The organism is Arthrobacter sp. UYEF3 (assembly GCF_040546245.1).
GTDB lineage: Bacteria > Actinomycetota > Actinomycetes > Actinomycetales > Micrococcaceae > Arthrobacter.
Genome location: NZ_JBEPNK010000001.1, coordinates 41,697 through 64,419, shown reverse-complemented (window position 1 = coordinate 64,419; position 22,723 = coordinate 41,697). Strand labels below are relative to the sequence as shown.

Below are 22,723 nucleotides of genomic sequence, written 5' to 3'. Positions count from 1 at the left end.
GGCTACCGTTGACACCGCCGTTGAGCAGCCGTAGCGTGTCGCCCATCAGCCGCAGTGGACAAAGGTTTGCAGACGTGAACCAGTTTGCTTCCATGTTCGCGAATACTGCTGATTGCCTGTAAATGAATGCCTGCGGTGAGTACCGGTGGCTCTGTAGCTGTGCAATGAAGGGATACAGGAAACCGCGCGGAAGGGTCTACCTGTCTGGTCGTCGGCGCGACGATTGGACTTGGCATGCAAACTCGATGGACTGGGACCTCACGCCTTGGGCGGGGCCATCCTGTGCAAGAACATCACTGGGCTGTTTCATTAGCCATGGGTACCGCAGCGCTCCTACTCGGTACCTTCTTCAACTCGGTCATTCTGGCCCAGCCAGCGCGCGCCGCTGGCCCCGTCGTCGTGTCATTGACCTTTGATGATTCGCACGTCGACCAGGTGGCCGCCGCGGCGTACATGAATTCCAAGGGCCTGCACGGAACGTTCTACGTACCGTCGGGCTTTCTCAATTCCGACCCCGTTTACATGAACACTGGCCAGGCGCTCGCCCTTCAAGCAGCAGGCAATGAGATTGCGGGGCACACGGTCACCCATCCCGATTTGACAGTGGCCGACACCGGTGAACAACAGCGGCAACTCTGCAACGACCGCAACGCACTTACCGCGCTGGGTTTCCGCATCACCAGCTTCGCCTATCCGTTTGCTGCATCGAGCCCCGCAATAGAGACCGTCGTGGCGGCCTGCGGCTACAACAGCGCTCGTGGTCTGGGCGACATAGCAAGCCAGGACCCGGCATCCGCAGGCCTCCCACTGGCCGAGACACTCCCACCGGCCGACCCATTCCTGACTCAAGCCCCCGACCAGGTCGACAACACGTGGACTCTGCAGAACCTGAAAGATCTGACACTGAAGGCGGAGCCGGCCGGCGGCTGGATGCAGTATTCGTTCCACCACATCGGCGTCGCGGGTGAATCGCTCAGCATACCCACCGCAGATTTCAACGCCCTGATCGATTTCCTGGCGGCCGAGCAGGCTGCTGGTCGGGTCATCGTGCAGACTGTGGACCAAGTGATCGGCGGCGCGGTCAAACCGCTTGCTGCCAATGGGCCGACACCCCCAGCGCCTATCACTACAGGGAACATGCTCCGCAACCCCGGGTTTGAGACGGCCGGATCCGTGGCAGGCGGCCCACCTAATTGCTGGGTTCCGGGATCCTACGGCACCAACGACTACATCTTCAGCACCGTGACGACCGCCCATTCCGGGACTGCGGCCGCTCAGCTGGTCGTGACGAGTTGGGCGAGCGGCGACGCCAAAGTGCTGCCGCCCCTTGATACCGGGGAGTGCACGCCGACCGTCACCCCGGGCCGCAGCTACACGATGTCGGCCTGGTACACCTCAACGGCGCAAACCCAGTTCGAGCTGTACTACCGGATAGGCCAAGGCGCTTGGCACTATTGGACGTCCAGCCCGTTCGTCCTTCCCTCCGCCACGTACACCCAGACCAGCTGGACCTCCCCGCCCGTTCCTGCGGGCGCCACCGCGATGTCCATGGCGCTGACGCTCAGCAGCCCGGGAACGCTCGTAACGGACGACTACAGCCTCACCGCCCAGGGTCCCTAACCTTGGAAGGGTCGCAGCAGACTCGGGGCTCTCAAAACGGTCCTTGAACTTGTGCACGGGCAGGGGCAGGAGCCAACTCCATTGGCTTCTGCCCCCTTCCGCGCTCTGGCTGCGCCCGGTGCCGCCGAGCTCCTCGTCAGACAAATAACACCAGCCTTATCGACCACCAGCGGGACAAACCGATAATGCGCCTGCACGCGCTCCGGCTACTTAGTCCCGGTGGAGCCCAGCGTTGGAACCAAGTAGTAGACCAAGTAATGGCTACCGTTGTCCCTGTCAAAAGGCAACCGTAGCGTGGCGCCCATCAGCGGGTGCTGGGATGGGATCGCCGACGAAAACGGTCTGCTCCATAGTCGCGACCGCTGCTAATGAGGATAAATAACTGCCTGCGATGAGTACTGGTGAGTCTGTAGCTGTGCGATGGGAGAGACACACTAGGGGCGCGAAAGAGTCCACCGGTCTGATCGCAGGCGCGACGATTGGACCTGCGATGCAATCTTGGTGGACCGGGGTCTCACGCTATAGGCGAGGCCATCCTTTGCAGAAACGTCATAACCGCGGTGCCACCGCGGCAGCCATGGGTACCACGGCAATCATGCTGGCGGCCCTCTTCAATTCGGCCATTCTGGCCCAGCCTGCCAGCGCCGCAGGACCAGTTATCGTGTCGCTTACCTTTGATGATTCCCACGTCGATCAGGTGGCCGCTGCGGCGTACATGAACTCCAAGGGCCTGAAGGGAACGTTCTACGTCCCGTCAGGCTTTCTCAATTCCGACCCCAAGTACTACATGACCACTGACCAGGCCAAGGCGCTTCAGACGGCCGGCAACGAGATTGCCGGGCACACCGTGACCCACCCAGATTTGACCTTGGCCGACACGGGTGAGCAACAGCGGCAAATCTGTAACGACCGCAACGCGCTGATCGCGCTGGGTCTCCGCGTCACCAGCTTCGCCTATCCGTTCGCTGCCTCGAACTCGACAATTGAGCCGATCGTGGCGGCCTGCGGCTACAACAGCGCTCGTGGTCTGGGCGACATCGCCAGTAAGAATCCGGACTCCGCAGTCCTCCCGCTGGCTGAGACAATCCCGCCGGGAGACCCCTTCCTGACCAAGGCGCCGGACCAGGTCGACAACACGTGGACTCTGCAGAACCTGAAAGATCTGACGCTAAAGGCGGAGCCGGCCGGCGGCTGGATGCAGTATACGTTTCACCACATCGGTGTCGCGGGTGAATCGCTCAGCATACCCACCGCAGATTTCAACGCCCTGATCGATTTCCTGGCGACCGAGCAAGCCGCGGGTCGGGTCATCGTGAAAACTGTGGATCAGGTGATCGGCGGCGCGGTCAAACCTTCTGCCGCCAATGGGCCGACCCCACCCGCACCAATCACTACAGGGAACCTGATTCGCAACCCCGGATTTGAGACCGCCGGTTCCGTAGCCGGAAGCCCGCCAGCGTGCTGGGTTCCGGGCGCCTACGGCACCAACGCGTACACCACCAGCACCGTGACGACCGCCCATTCGGGGACTGCCGCCAGTCAACTGGTCATGTCCAGCTACACCGATGGTGACGCTAAGATGCTTCCACCGCTTGACACCGGGCAGTGCGCGCCTACCGTAACGCCGGGCCACCGCTACACCATGTCGGCCTGGTACACATCCACGGCACAAACGCAGTTCGAACTCTACTATCGGATAGGCCAGGGGGCCTGGCACTACTGGACGTCCAGCCCCTTCGCGCTTCCCTCCGCGACCTACACCCAGACCAGCTGGACCTCACCTCCCGTTCCTGCCGGCGCCACCGCCATGTCCATGGCGTTGACGCTGAGCAGCACCGGAACGCTAGTGACGGACGACTACAGCCTCACGGAGGCACTCACGACGCCGGGGGCGTTCCAGCCCATCACCCCTGCGCGGCTACTTGATACGCGTACAAGCAGCGGTCCGGTGGCACCCAACGGAACTGTTTCATTTAAGGTCGCGGGAACACCCGGTATCCCTGCCTCTGTCTCGGCCGTTGCCATGAACCTCACAGTGACAGAAACCAAGGCCAACGGATTCGTCACCGCCTACGCATCAGGTGCAACACGTCCCAATGCCTCCAATCTAAATTATGGCCAGGGACAAACCGTTCCGAACATGGTCGTGGTCCCGGTCGGCGCGGATGGCAACGTCACTCTATTCAATCAATCCACCGGTACGGCTCAACTCATCGCGGACGTCGCTGGATATTACTTGGTAGGGACACCTACCGCTGCAGGTGCCTTTAAAGCCCTGGCCCCGTCAAGGTTCCTAGATACACGCACTAGCAGCGGTGCGGTGGCGGCCAACGGGACGGTTAGCTTCCAGGTCGGCGGAGCAAACGGTATCCCATCAGGCGTCTCTGCCGTGGCCGTGAACGTGACAGTGACAGAACCCAAGTCCAATGGATTCGTCACAGCCTACGCGTCCGGTGCGGCTCGCCCCGGTACCTCCAACCTGAATTATGCCCAGGGTCAAACCGTGCCGAACATGGTCACCGTTCCTGTCGGAGCGGATGGAAAGGTAACGCTATTCAACCAATCCACCGGAACTACCCAACTCGTCGCTGATGTCGCCGGATACTATCTGGCCGGTACGGCATCCGCGTTAGGCACGTTCCAGCCAACCGCGCCGCTGCGCTTCCTTGATACACGGACCAGCAGTGGACCAGTAGCTGGCGGTGGAACCGTGTCGGTCGCCGTCGCTGGGGCAAACGCGGTCCCCGCTACTGCCTCGGCCACGATCCTGAACGTTACCGTAACCGAGCCGCGGGCGTCCGGGTTCATCACTGCTTACGATTCGGGCAGTCCGCGCCCCAACGCTTCCAACCTGAACTACGGTTTAGGCCAAACGGTACCGAACATGGTGACGGTGCCCGTGGGAGCCGTCGATGGCAAGGTCAATCTTTATAATCAATCGACGGGAACTACGCAGCTCGTAGCCGACGTCTTTGGATACTTCCTCTAATGGGCTGACTCCACGACTGCAACTAGGGCCCTGATTTATCAGGGCCCTAGTTGCTTCTTTCAACTCGGCGGATTTTCACCCATAGAATGCGTTCAATGGAAGAGGCATGGCGGGCCCGAAACTAGCCCGCAAAGGATCCTCGTGTAGAGAGCCGTCACCGTTTGCTTTTGTCGCCTGGAGAGTTCAAATCGGTCCACTGAAGTGGGCACAGCCCCAGCCCAGTCTCCTTCGAATGAGCGACCGTACGGAATATACCTAACGAAGCAAGGCGGCTGCGGTTCTTGATTCCTGGGTTCATACGTGGTGGGACAAGGCGGTTCGGATGGTTTCATCTTCGGGCGTGCCGGCGAGGCACGTGGCTACGGCTGCCTCACAGCAAAGCAGCTTTCTGACTCCGACCTTGGACTCCAACTGCCACTGACGAATTTCAGAACTGATTCCCCGAACTGCCAGGCCCAGTCCAGGTGAGCCGTCGACGCATGCAGGTAGAAGTCATTCAATGAGAGAATCTGTGCGCACCCGAAAGGGAGCGCGACGTTGAGAACGGCGGACAAGAGATCCAAAGATTGCGTCCGACGCTTGGAGCCAGACCTCTTCGATCGAACGATTCATCCAGCAAAGGGTGCCGCGCGCCGACGCCCGCCGGTGCGTCAAGACGAGCCGGCGGGCGGTCTACAAGTCGGGAGGCAGCGGCGCCGAACTGTGTCCGGTCTTCGTAGTCGCTGATGGCCCCTTCCACGGGCCGCCGGACCATTTGGCGGCCTGCCGAAATGGGTCCAGCCCGCTATGGCCGCTTGGCTCGTCGACCTCGTCCGCGACGATGCGCATAGCTTCCAAGGCGCCCCAACATGACCACTCCCTGGGACAACCCGACTTGTGTAAAGCAGTGCGTACCAGCGACCGAACAAGGATCCACCCGGACAGAGGTGGAAATCGTCGGGTATCCGTTACAACAATGTTCACACCTGCAACATCTGCAACTCTGGTTTCAGGCCTCCAGCAATGCTACGGTGAGCGCGACAAGTCAGACATTCTCTCAGCTGGGCCACTCCTTGGAGCTCGATCCGGTCCTGAGATCCATGGACGCCGTGTAGTTGGCGTCATTGTTCCGGAGTGGAAATGAAGCGGACCCAAGCTAACCTGAAGTTCCATCGCGGCCACCGAATTGGCACCGCACTACTGGCTGCAACGCTTCTGACCGGGCTCGGCTTTACTGCACCGGCGGCTGCCCTTGAGCCTTCGCTGGCCGCACCATCCGCGACCGGCTCGCCGGTCTCACCCACGCCCCCTAGCGCGTCGCCAACGGTCCCCGCACCGGCGCCACCGGCAACGCCGCAAAGCGCTGTGGCCGCCCCTGTGCCGCCGTCAGCCCCCGTCCCGCCCCAAGCCGCACTAGGCTATCGCGAGGCAATGGCCGCGGCCACGGTTGGGGGTGGAGCAGAAATGGGACAGGGCTTGTCCGCAAGCACGGGGGCTGCCAGAGCTCTGATAACGCAGGGCACTTGGACGCCGACGTTCGGTGTGCAAGGCCTCGATGTCAGCGCCTACCAGCCCGGTGTCGACTGGCAGCAGCAGTGGACCATGGGTGCCAGATTTGCCTACGTCAAGGCGACCGAGGGAAACTACTACAAGAATCCCCTCTTCGGCGCCCAGTATGGCGGGTCACGGAGCGTCGGAATGATGCGCGGCGCCTACCACTACGCAAACCCCTCGGCATCCTCCGGCGCCGACCAGGCCAGGATCTTTGTGCAGAGCGGTGGGGGCTGGACTGGCGATGGATACACGCTGCCGCCGGTTCTCGACTTCGAGGGCAATCCTTACGCAGGGCAAACCATCGGTGGATATTACCAGGGCAACACTTGCTATGACATGTCCCCGGCTGCACTCACGGCCTGGGCGAGGGACTTCAGCAACACCATGCAGGCAATGACGGGCAGGCTGCCTGTTATATACACCGGCAACTACTGGTGGAGCGACTGTGTCGGAAATCCCCTCGGCTTCGGCGACAACCCTCTCTGGCTGGCCTCCTACCCGAGCTCGGCCTCGAATAGCGCCGGGCCGATTCCTGCCAGCTGGTCCAGCTATGGCATCTGGCAATACAGCGAGTCGGGTCCGTACACCGGCGATTCAAATGTCTGGAACGGCGACTACGCCTCACTTCAGCGCTTCGCGGGAGTGCGGCTCCCAACTGGGTCCTTCGACGAACTCTCGCAGGTACGAAGCGGTAGCGAGGTGTCTTTGCGCGTCCGTGGGTGGGCCGTCGATCTTTCACAGCCTCAGGTTTCCAGTCAAGTGCACGTCTATGTGACTGACCCTTCGAACGTGACCACGGGCTATGCATTCCCATCCGACAAGTACCGTCTCGACGTTAATCAAGCCCTAGGCTTCGGATCTTCCCACGGCTTTGATAATTCGATAAGGATCACGAAATCCGGAACGTATAAGGCCTGCGCATACGCGATTGGAAGGTTTGACAACACATTACTCGAGTGCAAAACTTTCCAAGCGTTCGGCGTCGAACCCCCCGTTGGCTCGTTTGATGTCCTTGGGCAGGTGAGGACATCCAGCAACGTCTCGTTGCGGCTTTCCGGCTGGGCAATAGACCAGGCTAATGCGGCATCAGCCACTTGGGCCGACGCCTATGTCACTGGCCCGGACGGCAAAACAACGGGTTACCGACTAACTGCCAACAAGGCGCGAGCAGATGTCAACGCATCGGTTGCATATGGCTTCGACAGCCAGATCGCAATTGCCCAAGCGGGGACCTATTCGGCTTGTCTTTACGCAATCGGGCAATACTCGAACACCGCCTTGGGTTGCAAACAATTCACAGTCGAATCAAACCCGGCCCCGACGGGCTCCTATGACACCCTCAGCGTGGTCCAAACGCCCGGGGCCGCACGACTTCAAGTGACCGGGTGGACCTTGGATCGAACGGCACCAGCAGCGAGCACGCCCGTTCACATTTATGTTCGTTCGCCTGATGGATCAAATTTTGGGTACGCCTTCGCCGCTGATAAACCGCGCCCCGATGTCAACCAGGCCATTGGGACCATCGGAGATCATGGATTCAACGTACAGATCGATGTCGTCCGAACGGGGACCTACTCGGTGTGCGCATACGCGATCCCCGTCGCCCCCCTATCCGCGGGCAATACCACTCTTGGGTGCACCGCAGTCACGGTTTCCCAGACTCCAGCGCCCCTAGGATATGTTGACAGCGCCAGAATCCAGTCCCTGAATGGACAAGCAAGCATTGCCGTGGACGGCTGGACCTTTGATCCGGCAATTCCAGCGGCTTCAAATCCCGTACACATCTATGTGACCTCTCCAGATGGAAACCGCACGGGCTATGCCTTCGCGGCCGACCGTTCGAGGCCAGACGTCAACAAGGCATTCGGAATCGGCGGAAACCACGGGTATTCCACGTTCACTCCCCTGACCCAGCGCGGACCATACACCGTCTGCGCCTATGGAATCGGCATCGCCGAGTTTGGCCCTGGCAACCCCCTGCTTGGTTGCAAGACATTGTCCTACTAGTCCCACTCGCTCAACCACGGGTGATATAAATAGCTGGCAGGTCCGGGCCCGCGAACGCCCTGTAGGGTCGTCTGGGAGCCATCCGTTCCTGGTCACGATTCTGACGAGGGTTGAGGCCCGCACTCAAGACGCCGACTCCGGCCGTCGTGCCAAAGCACGTCGGCCGGGGCTAAGTGACGCCTTCAACTGCTCCGGTGGAAACAAGGCATGCAGCCCAATGAGAGGCCCTCCCATCCCGGCTGGGCGGAGCCGTTAGGGTGTAAAAGAACTGCTTGAACATGGAGTGAAAGGATTCTCCTTGCAACCTCGGTCCCTATGCGGAGCAATCGCCAGTCTCCTGCTGGTTGGCTTGGCCACCACAAGCTGCTCCAACGGCACCTCTGGCAACGAAATTCGCGGCGCACTCACTGCCGTAGGGAGTCCGGTGCAGAGCGACGCCATCGATGCTTGGAGCAACGCATGGCGGAAGACCAACACCGCGACGTCTCTCAATTATTCGCCCGACGGCTCCCGGGTCGGCATCACGGCCCTTGCAACGGGCCAGGCCTACTTTGCCGCCACTGACTCCCCTATTTCGCCTCAAGATCAGACCCAAACCCAAGCTAGGTGCGGGCCTGCCGGGGCATTCTCCGTCCCCGTCTCTGTTACTTCCCTGGGTGTAGCCTTCAATCTGCCAAGTGTCACAGGCCTAAAGCTTTCTCCTGCAGTACTCGCCGAAATCTTTTCGGGCAACATTAACCGATGGGACGACGATGCAATAGTCTCCATCAACCCGAATACCCGCCTCCCTTCTGCAGACATAGTCCCAATCGTGGCAACCGAGTCTTCGGCCCTGACTTTAGCGGCAACGAAGTATTTGAGCTCGAGCCAGAAGTGGCTCGTGGGAGATGTACCCGTCTGGAGTGTCCCGAGAACCGGGCTCGAGGTTAAGAAATACAGGGATCTTCCGTCAAAGTTGAATGAAACAGCTGGGGCAATTGCCTTCATGGATGTTGCTTCAATAGGCAATAGATTCGACACTGCCCTCTTGTCCTTCGGTGGCGACTTCATACGCCAATCCAAGGACTCAATTGCGTTAGCGGCCAGAGAGGGTTTGACCTCCGAAGGGGCGACCGGCGTCGAATTCACGCTTCCCGCTCACAGCGAGCGAGGTTACCCACTCGGGCTCGTTAATTTCCAGGCTTTCTGCAGCACCTACCCGAGTCAACAGCTGACCACCCTCGTTAAGTCTTGGGCATTGTATGTCCTCGGAGCTGACGGACAGATAGCTTCCAATTACTTTGGAAACGTTGGTTCGCCGAGCGAAGTTGCTCTCCGGAAGTCAGCACAGAGGATCAAAGAGATTGAGGCAGCAGGTTGATCATCACCCAGGTAGATCCCCAAGATTCGCCAATTCCGAGAAGGTCTTCGACAGGTTCGAGAATCTTCAAACTAGGGGAGGTCGCACTGTCGCCCGACACACGGGCTGGCCTAAGTTTCTTCGTACGAGTCTTCGCGTTCATCTCCGCGCTAGTTACTCTGTGGATTCTCGCCACACCGCTGATGGCTTACCCAGACGAACCTGCGCACACAGTGAAGGCGGCAGCAGTCGCCCGCGGGCAATTCTTTCCGGCGCCTGGTGAATCCTACGGTCACGGCGTCCATGTTCAAGTACCGTCTTACATCGCAAACATTCAATCCCAGATGTGTTTCGCGTTCCTTAAGGACAAGACGGCAAACTGCGCGCCGGCCATCCCGATGGGGGACACGCTACCTACAATTGGTGTAACCTCCGCTGGCCTCTACAACCCTGTCTACTACTGGATTGTGGGACTTCCCAGCCTCTTTATTTCCGGGGCGCCGGCGATATACGCCATGAGAATCGTCAGCGGCCTGCTCTCGGCCGCCGCGTATGCTGCTGGATTCACAGCACTTTCACGCCTCCGAAACCCAAAGTGGCCCATCATTGCGGCTACCGTAGCTACCACTCCCATGGTCATGTTCCTGGCGAGTGGCATCAATCCAAATTCGATAGAGGTCTCGGCTTCCATGGCTGCTTTCTGCGGGCTTGTTTCCATTCTTGAAAACTCCAAACAATTGCATAGGGCACGACCGGGAATTTTAACCGTCGGCGTCGCCGCCATCACTCTCGCTAACACTAGAAACATATCCCCGCTTTGGCTGCTTTGCGGCGGAGTCGCAGCACTACTCTTCTTCAAGAGAGCGGATATAGCAGCGATTTTTCGGAACAAGCTCGTGTTGTTCGTCAGCGGGATTACTGCAATCGGCGTATCGCTCGGAGTCGCCTGGAGTTTTCTGATGCTCACAGCGCCTGCCTCCGCAGGGGACGCTCCTCTCGGCATTTCAAACTTTAACGGTGAAGTTCGACCCTACAACGCATTTCTTACGATGATCGACCGTTCTTTTGATTACGTCAGCCAATATATCGGCGTTGCTGGATGGCTCGATGCGCCGATGCCACAGGGTGTAATTATGTTTTGGAATATGCTGTTTGTCGGTTTGTCGTTGCTGGTGTTTACCGTTCGACCATATCGCGCGCAGTTTGGATTCTGGGCTGCGCTAGCGATGCTGGTCATTGTTCCGGCTCTCGTTCAGGCTGCAATTGTCAACACAAGCGGCTATATTTGGCAGGGACGATACAGCCTCCCAATTTTCATGATAGCGATGATTTCTACTGGCCTAGCACTAAGAGGTAAGGCACTGGACAGTCGCAGCCCTTCGCAGCGGACCCTGGGTCGCATTCTTATATTAGCAATGTGCGTTGCGCATCTATATGGCTTCCTCACAGTTCTTCGCCGGTATGTCGTCGGGCTAACGGACTTTGGCAATTGGCAGACAATGTTCACAGTTCCATCCTGGCAGCCTCCATTGTCGTGGGAAGTCTTGAGTGTGCTCTTCGCCGTCACCCTTCTCTTATCAGCTTCGCGTCTATTCACTTATATTTTTCCCACGCAGGATTTAATACCAGCGATCCCCAGGCTTCGAGCCAAGATTCGAACTCGAATAGCACGAACTTAAGATGTCAAAATTGTCCGAGGCCTCAATCCCCCACGTCCTATTATCGGCCCTTCACTATTGATCTGTGAGGGTCCGGAGATCTGGTCCCAGGGCTCTGGACATGAGCGCCGGATCGCTGGGTAGGTTCCTTGGTTTTCCAGTGGTTTCGTGGCTCCAGGCCTGTTAATCCGGCTCTTGGTGGTTCGTGGGGAATTGAGTTCGTGTCGTTGAAGACAAGAGGGCCCGTGGCCCTGCTGGGATGAGTGTGTCTAAGCATTCAACCTGGAACAGGACCACGAGCCTTGAACGAGCCTACCGGGGCGGCAGTTGACGCTGCCACCATCCTCTTCAACCTGCCCGACTACCGCGTCGTCTCCACCACCTTCACTACCGGCGGCCGCCGGCAGGTCATTGTCGAAACCGACCAGCCACCGGGCTGTCCGAGCTGCGGGGTGATTGCCACCCGCCGGAAGGAACGCCGCTTCCAACGACTCCGGGACATCCCTGTCGCCGGGACGGTGGACGTCTTCTGGTCCAAGTACCGCTGGTATTGCGAGGAACCCGCCTGCGAGAGGCTGTCCTTCTTTGAATCCACGACACAGGTACCGCGCCGTGCCCGCTCCACCGGCCGGCTCCGGGACCAGCTCGTGGACGCGGTCATCCGTTCGGGCCGTGCCTTCTCGGAGACCGCGGCCGGCTTCGCCGTGTCGTGGTGGATGGTCCGTGCTGCCGTCAACGAAGCCTGCGTGCTGCAGTTGCCCGACGTGGACAAGCTCAGCCCCCGAATGCTGGGCATCGACGAACACCGGTTCCGGTCCGTGCGCTACTTCCAGGACCCGGAATCAAAGACCTGGACACGGTTCGAGCCCTGGATGACAACCATCGTGGACCTGGACACCGGCCAGGTCCTGGGCGTGGTCGACGGGCGGGACCACAAGGGCGTCGGTGAATGGCTGTTCGCCCGGCCGCTGGCCTGGCGGCTGGGCGTGCAGGTCGTGGCGATCGACCCGTCCGCGGCGTTCAGGAAGGCGTTGCGGATGTGGCTGCCGCGCACCGCTGTCGCGGTCGATCACTTCCACCTGGTCTCGCTGGCCAACCAGGCCATGACAGAGGCCCGGCAAAATCTGTCCCAGCAGGTCAAAGGACGCCGCGGCCGTGGCGTCGACAAGGCCTGGGCGCACCGGATGCTGCTCCTGCGCGCCGGCGACACGCTCTCCGATACTGCAGCCCACCGGCTGGCTGAGGTCTTCGCCGCTGACGACCAGACCGGCAAGCTCCAAGCTGTGTGGAAGGTCAAGGAGCAGCTCAGGGCGCTCCTGCGCACCGACTCCCTGGCCGACGCCGCCGTCGCGAAAGAGGAACTCAAGATCCTGGTTGAAGCAGCTGGACGGCCGGAGACGAACAAGCTCTACCGCACAGTCTGCAGGTGGTGGAACGAGATCGAAGTCCTGATCGTCACCGGCGCTACAACAGGCAAGGTCGAGGCAAACAACACCGGCATCAAGCACATCAAACGAACCGCACGGGGCTACCGGAACCCCGGCAATTACAAATCGGTTATTCTCATGAGAAGTGCCGTCCGGACGGCGGCATGACACTCATCCGGGAATCCATTTCCCCATGAACCGCGGAGAGATTCCCTAACGCTTTGTCAACCCTTTTTTGGCTCTGGACGGCCAGGCACGCTGAGTGCACCGTCGCCGGTGCTTTGCCGGTGGCGGTGGTGCCGTCCTTCGGGAAAGCCGGGTGTCGGCTGGTGGCGGCCCAGGGCTGGTGGAGGGGGGCTGGGGTGCTCTGGCGGCTCGGTCGCCAAACGTTATCGGGCGTTGTCTAACGTGTCAGGCGTGCCCGTTTCGCTTCAACCGTGTGGGACCGGGATTGGCTGCGCTGTTTGGTGGTGACTGTGTAGCGGGAGCGATGAGTTCCTTCGCGACCCGCTTGGTGACTGGCTGCCCTTCGACGTCGCGGATCTCATACATTTGCCCGGTGATGAGAGTTTTCCAGGTCCGTTCGGCCAGCTTCCTGGCGACCGCTATGGTGGCCTGGGTGTGGCAGTGTCCGTGTTCGGTCATGAGCCGGTGATAGAACGCGGCCAGCTGCGGGTCCATGGTCCGAGCGACGCTGCCGGCCTGGTAGAAGGCCAGGCGCAACGGTGCAGGCCCTTCCTTGCTGATGGCCCGGCGGGGCTGGTTCATCGTCCCGGAGGACCAGTTTGAGGGGGTGATCCCGACGTAGTTGGCTGCCTTCTTGGCGCTGTCGAACCCTGATCCGTCGCCGAAGTAGGCGCGGATGCAGGGACCGGTTGCCGGGCCCACGCCCGGCAGGGAGAGTATTAGCGGGTCATCGCCGTAGAGATGTTCCCACCACTGGCGCGCATGTGCGGTGAAACGCTCGACCCTGGCTCGGGATTCCTGCAGGTCGGTCAGGTGTTCGGTGACGTCGACGGCCAGTGCGTCCAGGTCCAGGTGACCGTCCCAGAAGTCCGCCCACCCCCGGGCTGCCGTCTTGATCGCGGCGGCACGGGCAGGGGTGTCTGCGACGTCCCGGGTGTGCGCTGCCACCACCGCTGTCAGTGTGGCGGCGCGCGCCGATGCCAGGGAACGCAGATGCGGCCAGCGGCCCAGCACGGCGAGGGCTGTTGATTCGGATCCGGCGAAAGCGGTCCACACATCGGGAAAGGCCCAGCGCGCCAGCGACAGCAACCGCCGCCAGTACCGGTTGCCGTCAATGACGGCGCCAGCCCGGCGGACCACGGCCCGCCGCAGTGCCAGCTGTCCCGGAGATGCAAGGACAAGGGGTGGCGGGGCGAAGATCTCCCCAACGTGCGTGAGCACTTCGGAGTCGATGACGTCGGACTTGTTCTTCCCCATAATGGCCCCGCGCAGCCGTGCGGAGTGCCGGGCACCGATCATTTCCATCTGACCGCCGGCACGCTCGACAGCGAGGGCCAGCGCAAGCCAGGTCATCGAGGTCGGTTCCACGACAGCTGTCACAGGTGCCGGAACTGCCGCCAGCCGCTGCGATAGTCTCTCCAGCCCGGCCAGTGTCGGGTCGACCGTGAAGCGGCTCAGATGCTCCGTTCCATCGTCGAAAAACTCCCGCACCGCGATATGGTGCCGCGCCGTGATGGCAGCGTCGATACCCGCCACCGCCCGCACGAGTCCCGCGGGTTTATCCTGATTCTGCATGATGGTTCTCCCTTTTCGCATAGAATACGTGCGATGGGACAACCCGTCGTTGCCGGTCCACCAGCCAAGTCACCAGGCCGGGCATCCCACCCCTGGGAGAACCCTCATGCGCTAATTCGAACGCCTGGGGCGATCTCCCTCACACGCCCGCAACTGCTGAGGAAGCGTCGGATACAGCTCCCGCGCTTGTAAGTCATCCGGTGCCTGCCCGGAGACGAAACCGGCGCTGCGCACCGTTCTTCTCCGGCCCACCAATTCCCTCAATCGGGTCTGCTTGGAAGACAGGCCGGGGGCGACGATCTCTTTCAAGAGCCATGACGCCCAGCCGAAAACCGGAACCACCCCGGCCCCTCCCAAGGCCACCGTAAACGACGACCACCCACCTCAACAGGGGGTACTTAAGAGATACAAGCCGTTAATCCCCCGCCGTTTGCGATAAAATGTGTGAAATAACATTGGTCGCTGTTGAGGGGTGGGATGATGGGCGTGATGACTGCCCAACTGCCCCTTCCGGTCCCGATGATTGGCGGTGCAGCGCTGGTGGGCCTGGCCGTTTCCCTGGTTGAAGGCGGTGAGGGCGGCCGGGTCTTCATTCACGGCGAACTCGCCTATGCCTGGGATGCCCGTGACACGGTGACGCGCCGGTTCACGGCCGTGAAACTGGCTGAGATCAAGGCCGCTTCCGTGGCCGAGATCGCCGGGGCCTTCGGGATTGAGCCGGTGACGCTGTGGCGGTGGCGCCAACTCCTGGCAGCCGAGGGCGTCGCGGGTTTGGCGCCGGAGAGAATGGGTCCGAAAGGCCCCAGCAGGCTGACCGGGACGGTCATGGCCGAGATCGTCGCGCTGCGGGCCAGCGGCCTGTCCCTGCGCGCGGTGGGTGCCGCCGTGGGCGTCTCCGAATTCAGCGTCCGCCGGGCCCTGAGGCTGAAAGCCGGCGACGGAAACGAACCAGGCACACCGGAACCGGCAGGCACCGTGGGCACCATCTCCGTCACGGTGGCGCAGCCGGTGTTGCCTGTCCTGCCGGCACCGGTGGATCGGTCTGGGGAGCGCGCCGCCGCCCGGGCCGGTCTGCTGGAGTGCGCGGCCCCGGCCTTTGCCCCGGCAGCCAGGGTGCCGCTGGCCGGGTTGTTCCTGGCGCTGCCGGCCCTGGAAACCACCGGTTTGCTGGCCTGTTCACGGGCAACCTTCGGTGCGTTGCCGGACGGGTTCTACGGCCTGGACTCCCTTCTGCTGGATGCTGTTTTCCGGGCCCTGGCCGGTGAACCCCGGGCCGAGGGCGCCACCCGCTTGGACCCGGAAGCGCTGGGGCGGGTGCTCGGGCTGGACCGGGCACCTGAAGTAAAAACGATCCGCCGCAAACTCACCCATCTGGCCGGGACCGGGAAAGCCGCCGAGCTCATCACGGCCATGGCCATCAAACACCTCGGCACCAGCACCGGCGCCGGTGGCAGCGGTGAGGATGGTTTGGCGGCGGTGCTTTATGTTGACGGACATGTGCGCGCCTACCAGGGACGTAAGAAGATCGGCAAGGTCCACTCAACGAGATTGAAGTTCCCGGTCCCGGCCACGGAAGAGACCTGGGTCGCCGATGCGGCCGGCGCTCCCGTGCTGGTGGTCCTGGCCGAACCCGGGGCCGCCCTGACCGGGGAACTGCGCCGCCTCCTGCCGTCCCTGCGGACGATCGTCGGGGATGACCGGCGGGTGCTGGTGGGCTTTGACCGGGGAGGCTGGTCCCCGGCCCTCTTCAAACACATGTCCGGGGCCGGCTTTGACGTGCTGACTTGGCGCAAAGGCGCCACCACCGACATTGACGAACACCTTTTCAACACGGCCGCCCACACGGTCGGGCACGGGAAGGCACGGTCCTGGACCGCGGCCGACACCCTCGTGGACCTGCCCTTGGGTGGAACCGGTGAGGTCTTCCAGATGCGGCAGATCAGCCGGATCGTGCCCACCCGCGGTGGCGGGTCACGGCAGATCCACATCCTCACCACCACCGAGAGCTTGCCGGCCGGGGAGCTCATTTACCGGATGGGGTCCCGGTGGCGGCAGGAGAACTACTTCCGGTACGCGCGCATGCATTTCGCCCTTGATTCCCACGACGCCTACGCCTCCACCGATGACGATGCGGAGAGGTCGGTGCCGAACCCGGCTAAGAAGAAGGCGTACCAGCAGGTGCTGGCCGCCCGGGCCCGCCATGCCCAGGCGAAGGCCGAGACGGACGCGGCACTGCTGGCAGCCCGGACCCCCCTGCCAGGTTCCAACGAGGTGACGGTCACCAGTGCCGCCCACAACACGGCCACCGCGCCGCTCTGGGACGCTGAAACAGCCTTGGAGGCGGCGGAAGCATCGCACCAGGGGATCCCTGCCCGGGTGCGGCTGGGCGATCTCGCCCCGGGCCAGCAGGTCCTGGACACCGAGACGAAACTGCTCTCCCATGCGGTCCGGATGGCCGCGTTCAACACCGCCACCACCCTCGACAGGGAAGCACGGACGAACACCGGCTACGCCCGCGCCGCAGAGGAAGCACACACCCTTGTCCGGCAGGCCCTCACCGGCAGCGGCGACATCGACCCCACACAGCCCGGCTACCTGACCATCCGCCTCGACCCGTTCCCGACCCAGCGGGCCACGGCCGCGATCGCCGAACTCTACCAACACCTCACCAACACCCAAACCCGGTATCCCGGCACCGACCTCGTCCTGCGCTACGAGGTCAAAAACAGGAAACCGTCACTCACCGAATAAATCGCCATGTCAAGAGCCCTGGGCCCGGCGTACCACGGCCCGGCGCAGTGCCAGCTGGCCCGGGGACGCCAGCACCAGCGGTGGCGGGTCGAAGATCTCCCCGGCGTGGGTGAGTACTTCGGAGTCGATGACGTCGGATTTGTTCTTGCCCATGATGGCTCCGCGCAGCCGTGACGAGTGGCGGGCGCCGATCATTTCCATCTGGCCGCCGGCCCGTTCGACAGCGAGGGCCAGCGCCAGCCAGGTCATGGATGTTGGCTCCACGACAGCTGTCACAGGTGCCGGAACTGCGGCCAGCCGCTGTGAGAGTCCCTCCAGTCCGGCCAGTGTAGGGTCGACCGTGAAACGGCTCAGGTGTTCTGTTCCGTCATCGAAAAACTCGCGCATCGCGATATGGTGCCGTGCTGTGATGGCAGCGTCGATACCTGCCACTGCCTGGACGATCTCAGCGGGTTTATTCTGATTCTGCATGATGGTTCTCCTCCTCGCATCGAATACGTGCGATGGGACAACCCGTCGTTACCGGTCCACCAGCCGGAGTCACCAGGCCGGGCTTCCCAACCTTGGGGAGAACCGTCGTGCCTCTAATTCGAGCGCCGGCGGCGACCTCCCTCACACGCCCGGAACTGCTGAGGAAGCGTCGGATACAGCTCCCGCGCTTGTAAGTCATCCGGTGCCCACCCGGACGAAACCCGGTGCTATGCACCGTTGCCTTCCGGCCACCAATTCCCTCAATCGGGTCTGCTTGGAATACAGGCCGGGGGCGACGATCTCTTTCACGAGCCATGACGCCCAGCCGAAAACCGGAACCACCCCGGCCCCTCCCAAGGCCACCGTAAACGACGACCACCCAACCTCAACAGGGGGTACCTAAGGGATACAAGCCGTCAAACCCGCCGTGAAAGAACGCTGGAACCACCACGACAGCCGGAGGTTTTCAGATGAGGCAACGAATCGCTCTTCCCGGAGGTAGTGACGTGCGGCAACAGGCAACCCCGCGCGCGGACTCCCGCACGGAAGAACCAAAGGAGGCCTCGCGATTGTCCCGAGCTGAACAACCGCTAGAGTACCGTGCGTCCGCCGCTCAGAGTTACTAGAAGTCGATCAGCCTCGTCTTCCGACTACGGGCTGACCACGGGAATGATGCGGCCATCGATCCCCTTCTTTGTCATGAGAGGAGTTAGTTCCTCATACAGCTCTTGGTCAACCAGCGCCGTGGTACCTTCATTCGCTCGAAGGAGTTCAACGACCACGCTGGCATCTTCGGACGGCACTTTGTGGAGTCTCGCTAGGTAACTGGACATGTCGGTGGTCTTCTGAGTGGCCGTACCCCGCATGCCCCACTGCCAGCGAGCAGCAAGGATGGGGTCAAGAGATTTCGAAGACGCAATATAGACCGTATCCGCCGGCTGCACCATCTTGGCGCTGTCTAGTAGCCTCCGTACGTTGTCAGGCGTAATCTCAAGGTGCTTCCGCTGTTGCAACATTTGAACAACCGGTGACGCTGTCGGCGCGAGACCAATATCCTCCAGACCTGTCACTGAGAAACCAAAAATCTGCGTTGCAGAGGCCGCCAACAGCCCTAGCGCAATTTTAAAGCGCGCGGGGGGTCTCCGCAGAAATGCCTCAGCCCTAGACGGCAGCAGAGTGGCAAAGGCAACGGTCGCAGCAGGCCACGCAAATAGCATGATAGCTATGACGTACTTGTAAAAGTAGTAGGCAATTTGACCATTCTGTTGAATCTGGGAAACTGCCAGGCAGATGCTCAAAAACACAGGAAATACAAGCCCAAGAGCTAGCTGTGATGAAATAGCCCGGTCGCGCCGGACCGCAAAATTAGGATGACGTCCCACATTACAAATCCCAAAAAACATAACCGCCGAGATTGAGGCAATGGCCAATCCAAGGTCGGGCGGCGCAATGCCGCCGAGTGCATTGACCACAGCAGACGATTGAGCAATAATTGGTCCGGCTTGGATCAAGGGTAATATGCAGCCCACGGCGGTCACGGCCGACCAACTTCCAGCAACGAGTCGCCCTCGACGACCAAGGCGTCCAATTCCGGCCAACTTCCGCCAAAAGAAAAACGCCAAGGGAATTGCAAACAATGTCGCAAGGACAAACCAGTTATTAAATACGCCGACCAATGCTGCCGAAATCGCGGTCATACCGATAACCGGCATCTTTCGAGAGAAAATAAACAAGACCATGGCAGCGGCGACCGCCATACCGCACGCAAGGTAGAAGTTCGCGAAACCCTCATACATGGGAATACTCCCTGGGCCATAAATCCAGACTGCCGCGGTAACCCCAAGGAAAGGAGCCAGCACGATTGCCCTTTTGCGGACCTGGTTGATGGCACAGAGTCCGGCGAGCAGCATGGTTATCGTCAGAACGGCGACGAACGCCTGCAATTGCATGAACGAAACGAGCTCCAGATCCAGCGTCGAGAGCCGTGGTCCGCGGATCTCGGCAATAGTGGCAACGAGCGCGTGAAACCCCTGAGGATATTCAGCAAATCCCCATCCCATGCCGGGGCTCTGGCGGGGAATAATCGGAATGACGGCACCGTGCATCCGAAGCATTTCGTAGATGTTAAAGTGCGATTGATAGTCCCAGCGAGTCAAAAAGAGCGACAAAGCGTCTTCAGGCCTGGATACCCTCAGCATCGTCCATAACGAACCCGCCGAGAGGGCTGCGCCGGCAACGGGTAATAAATCAATGCCCCGCACCTTAGGTAATAGCCTGCGCCATCGCTGCCCTTCAAACGGTCGCGCAAATATCCAGCCAGCTACAGTGCCGGCAGTAATGGCAAGAACGAGACTGCCATGGTCGATCCCGATTAAGTCTTCACGTATCCACCAAGTAAGCGGTAAGAGACCCATGGAGATTAAGAGATTCAAGAATAGACGCCGCGCTAGCACCGACGATGTAGGAGCTATGACCACTACCACAGCGGCCAGTACAAGAGCGGGTTTGCCAACCAAGTAACCCGACTGACGCAGGACGATTATGGCAACGAATGTCAGTGAGAATGCCAAGAACGCTCGGATCAAGTTAAAATCCGTCGGTGAGGCTCTGACTAGTCTCGGCCTTAAGTCGGTGAACAGCTCTATGACGCTATTCACTGGCCAAGTCAATGTTCAAATCGTTCGCCTGATGTGATTGGTTCGCGGGTTCAGTGACCGGCAGCCCCGCGCCAGCGACACCGTGGGAACGCATATAGCCGATAATCCGATCCGATGCGAGAGGGGGCGTAAAGCCCACCGAACGAATCTTGGAAAGGTCCAATTGGCTGTTGTGGGGCCTCGGGGCTGCAGATTTCCCCCTGAAATATTCGGTCGTGCTCACTCCGGTGACCGACGAGCGCTGCTGTCCGGCTAGTTCGTATACGTCGGCCGCAATGTGGGCCCACGACTGCGGATCTCCGTCGTTTGTGAGGTTATAGACCCCGTAATCGGCGCCAGAGTCCAGCAGGTGTTTGATGCCGGCGGCAATGTCTTCAGTGAAACTGAGCCGGCCGATCTGGTCGTTGACCACGCTGGGGGCAATCCCACGCGCTGCGAGGGAGGCCATGGTGCGGACAAAGTTGTTTCCGTCTCCAATCACCCAACTGGTGCGCACGATGTAGTGCCGGGGAACCACGGAAACGACGGCATCGCCGGCGGCTTTTGTCTGGCCGTAGACGCCCAGCGGGGATACGGGTTCGTCCTCGTCATGTAGCGCCTCGGTGCCATCGAAGACGTAGTCACTGGAGATGTGGACCAGGGTGACACCGTGGGCCGCGGCCACCTTGGCCAGGCGTGCAACGGCGGTGACGTTGATCGCCCACGCCGTCCGGCGCCCCTCCGGGGTTTCAGCCGTGTCCACCGCTGTGTAGGCTGCGGCGTTGATGATAGCGGAATAGTTCTTCCAGTTGCGGGCAACCAATGCGTCCTCGTTGCTGAGGTCAAAGTCACTCCGGCCGGCGAACTCGACGGAAGCATCGCCGTCGTACAGTTTCCGAAGCGCCTTCCCGAGCTGGCCGTCAGCGCCCAGGACGAGGGTCTTCTTCGGCGGCATCGGAGTCACGTCGGCCAGCCGTGGGTGTGCCTTGTCCTTGTCCGAGAGTTCGGCCTGCTCCAGCGGTATGGGCCAGGCGATGGCGGCTGTCTCGTCGGCCAGATTCAGGAACGTGTACTGGCCCTGCGCTTCGGCGGACCAGTGGTCGGTGACCAGGTAGGTGTAGGCGGTGTTGTCCTCCAAGGTCTGGAAGGCGTTGCCCACGCCACGCGGAATGAAAATGGCTTGGGAGGGATCCAGCTCAGCGGTGAAAACCGCTCCAAATGTGGGGCCCTCGCGCAGGTCCACCCAGGCACCAAAAATCCTGCCGGTCGCCACGGAAATGAACTTGTCCCACGGTTCGGCGTGGATGCCCCGGGTGGTTCCGGCCTTCTCGTTGAAGGAAATGTTGTTCTGGACCGGCCGGAAATCCGGCAGGCCCAGGGCCACCATCTTCTCGCGCTGCCAGTTCTCCTTGAACCAGCCTCGATTGTCCCCGTGCACCGGGAGGTCGTAGAGGACGACGCCAGGAATCTGGGTTTCGTTTGGGGTGAGCTTCTTCGAGAACTCGATCGACATGATCTACTGGCCCTGTTCGTTATATTTCGCTTCGGTCGCCGCCTTCTGGGGACGCCACCAGTCCTCGTTATTCCGGTACCAAGCGATGGTGTCCTCGATCCCGGCGTCGAAGTTGGAGAACTGCGGCTCCCAGCCGAGTTCGCTGCGAAGCTTCGCGGAGTCGATGGCGTAGCGCAGGTCGTGGCCGGGCCGGTCCACGACATGGTCGTAGGCGTCCGGCGCCTGGCCCATGTGCTTGAGGATCTGTTCGACGACATCCTTGTTGTTTTTCTCGCCATCAGCACCAATCAGGTACGTCTCCCCGATCCGGCCCTTGTCGATGATGGCGAGCACGGCAGAGGAGTGGTCGTTGGCGTGGATCCAGTCGCGGACGTTCTCGCCCTGGCCGTAGAGCTTAGGGCGGATCCCGTCGATGACGTTGGTGATCTGGCGCGGTATGAACTTCTCCACGTGCTGGTACGGGCCGTAGTTGTTCGAGCAGTTGCTGATGGTCGCCTGCAGCCCGAACGACCGCACCCAGGCACGGACCAGCAGGTCCGAGCCGGCCTTGGTGGACGAGTAAGGGCTCGACGGATTGTAAGGAGTGCTCTCGGTGAACCGTTCCGGATCGTCCAACTCCAGGTCGCCGTATACCTCGTCGGTGGAGATGTGGTGAAAGCGCTTGTTGTGCTTCCGCGCTGCCTCGATCAGGGTGTAAGTGCCGATGATGTTCGTATCCAGGAACGGGCGCGGGTCGTGCAGCGAGTTATCGTTATGCGATTCCGCGGCGTAGTGGACCACGACGTCGTGATCGTGCACCAGTGCGTCGACGAGGGCGGCGTCTGCGATGTCACCCCGAACGAATTCAAAGCGATCTCCCGGCAGCCCCTTGAGTGATTCGAGGTTTCCCGCATAGGTAAGTTTGTCGAGGACCGTGACGTCGCGGTCAGTATGGGACATCACGTAGTGGACAAAGTTCGAACCAATGAAGCCGGCGCCGCCGGTAACGAGGAGTTTCTGCATGCTCCCAGCCTACCGA

General features: G+C 61.0%; 12 protein-coding genes. 7 read left to right on the top strand and 5 right to left on the bottom strand.

The features are described from left to right. Positions 1-315: 315 nt before the first annotated feature. The 6 genes from ABIB14_RS00220 to ABIB14_RS00195 all read left to right on the top strand — a co-directional run bounded on the left by ABIB14_RS00220 (position 316) and on the right by ABIB14_RS00195 (position 12,741). A complete protein-coding gene (locus ABIB14_RS00220; RefSeq protein ID WP_354233238.1) occupies positions 316-1,620 on the top strand; it encodes a polysaccharide deacetylase family protein in 1,305 nt (434 codons plus the stop codon). A gap of 595 nt (positions 1,621-2,215) precedes the next feature. Beyond that, positions 2,216-4,609, top strand: a complete 2,394-nt coding sequence (locus tag ABIB14_RS00215; RefSeq protein WP_354233236.1) for a polysaccharide deacetylase family protein — start codon at positions 2,216-2,218, stop codon at positions 4,607-4,609. A gap of 1,443 nt (positions 4,610-6,052) precedes the next feature. Continuing rightward, entirely contained in the window at positions 6,053-8,149 is a 2,097-nt protein-coding gene (locus ABIB14_RS00210) for a lysozyme (RefSeq protein WP_354233234.1), read from the top strand. A gap of 283 nt (positions 8,150-8,432) precedes the next feature. Beyond that, positions 8,433-9,509, top strand: a complete 1,077-nt coding sequence (locus tag ABIB14_RS00205) for a substrate-binding domain-containing protein (RefSeq protein ID WP_354233232.1) — start codon at positions 8,433-8,435, stop codon at positions 9,507-9,509. Continuing rightward, complete coding sequence (locus ABIB14_RS00200) at positions 9,506-11,167, top strand: DUF2142 domain-containing protein (protein WP_354233230.1); 1,662 nt, start codon at positions 9,506-9,508, stop codon at positions 11,165-11,167. The genes ABIB14_RS00205 and ABIB14_RS00200 overlap by 4 nt, the downstream gene beginning before the upstream one ends. Before the next feature lie 281 nt (positions 11,168-11,448). Continuing rightward, entirely contained in the window at positions 11,449-12,741 is a 1,293-nt protein-coding gene (locus tag ABIB14_RS00195; RefSeq protein ID WP_354233228.1) for an ISL3 family transposase, read from the top strand. Between the two features lie 243 nt (positions 12,742-12,984). Here the strand turns inward: ABIB14_RS00195 and ABIB14_RS00190 are convergent, their stop codons facing one another. Beyond that, the gene (locus ABIB14_RS00190; RefSeq protein WP_354233226.1) at positions 12,985-14,334 is read right to left on the bottom strand and encodes an IS110 family RNA-guided transposase; all 1,350 of its coding nucleotides are present in this window, start codon (positions 14,332-14,334) and stop codon (positions 12,985-12,987) included. A 489-nt stretch (positions 14,335-14,823) separates the two neighbouring features. Between ABIB14_RS00190 and ABIB14_RS00185 the strand changes: the two genes are divergently transcribed. After that, positions 14,824-17,085 carry a putative transposase gene (locus ABIB14_RS00185; RefSeq protein WP_354233225.1) on the top strand — a complete coding sequence of 754 codons (2,262 nt, stop codon included), beginning with the start codon at positions 14,824-14,826 and terminating at the stop codon, positions 17,083-17,085. Positions 17,086-17,094: 9 nt separating this feature from the next. Here ABIB14_RS00185 and ABIB14_RS00180 read toward each other — a convergent pair whose 3' ends face one another. The 4 genes from ABIB14_RS00180 to rfbB form a co-directional block, all read right to left on the bottom strand. After that, positions 17,095-17,556: an IS110 family transposase gene (locus tag ABIB14_RS00180; RefSeq protein ID WP_354233223.1), complete on the bottom strand. Its 462-nt coding sequence runs from the start codon at positions 17,554-17,556 to the stop codon at positions 17,095-17,097. 650 nt (positions 17,557-18,206) lie between these two features. Further along, the gene (locus tag ABIB14_RS00175) at positions 18,207-20,126 is read right to left on the bottom strand and encodes a hypothetical protein (protein WP_354233221.1); all 1,920 of its coding nucleotides are present in this window, start codon (positions 20,124-20,126) and stop codon (positions 18,207-18,209) included. A 79-nt stretch (positions 20,127-20,205) separates the two neighbouring features. Next, positions 20,206-21,705 carry a sugar nucleotide-binding protein gene (locus tag ABIB14_RS00170; protein WP_354233220.1) on the bottom strand — a complete coding sequence of 500 codons (1,500 nt, stop codon included), beginning with the start codon at positions 21,703-21,705 and terminating at the stop codon, positions 20,206-20,208. 3 nt (positions 21,706-21,708) lie between these two features. After that, positions 21,709-22,707, bottom strand: coding sequence for a dTDP-glucose 4,6-dehydratase (gene rfbB / locus ABIB14_RS00165; protein WP_354233218.1), 999 nt, complete (start codon positions 22,705-22,707; stop codon positions 21,709-21,711). Positions 22,708-22,723 lie beyond the last annotated feature (16 nt).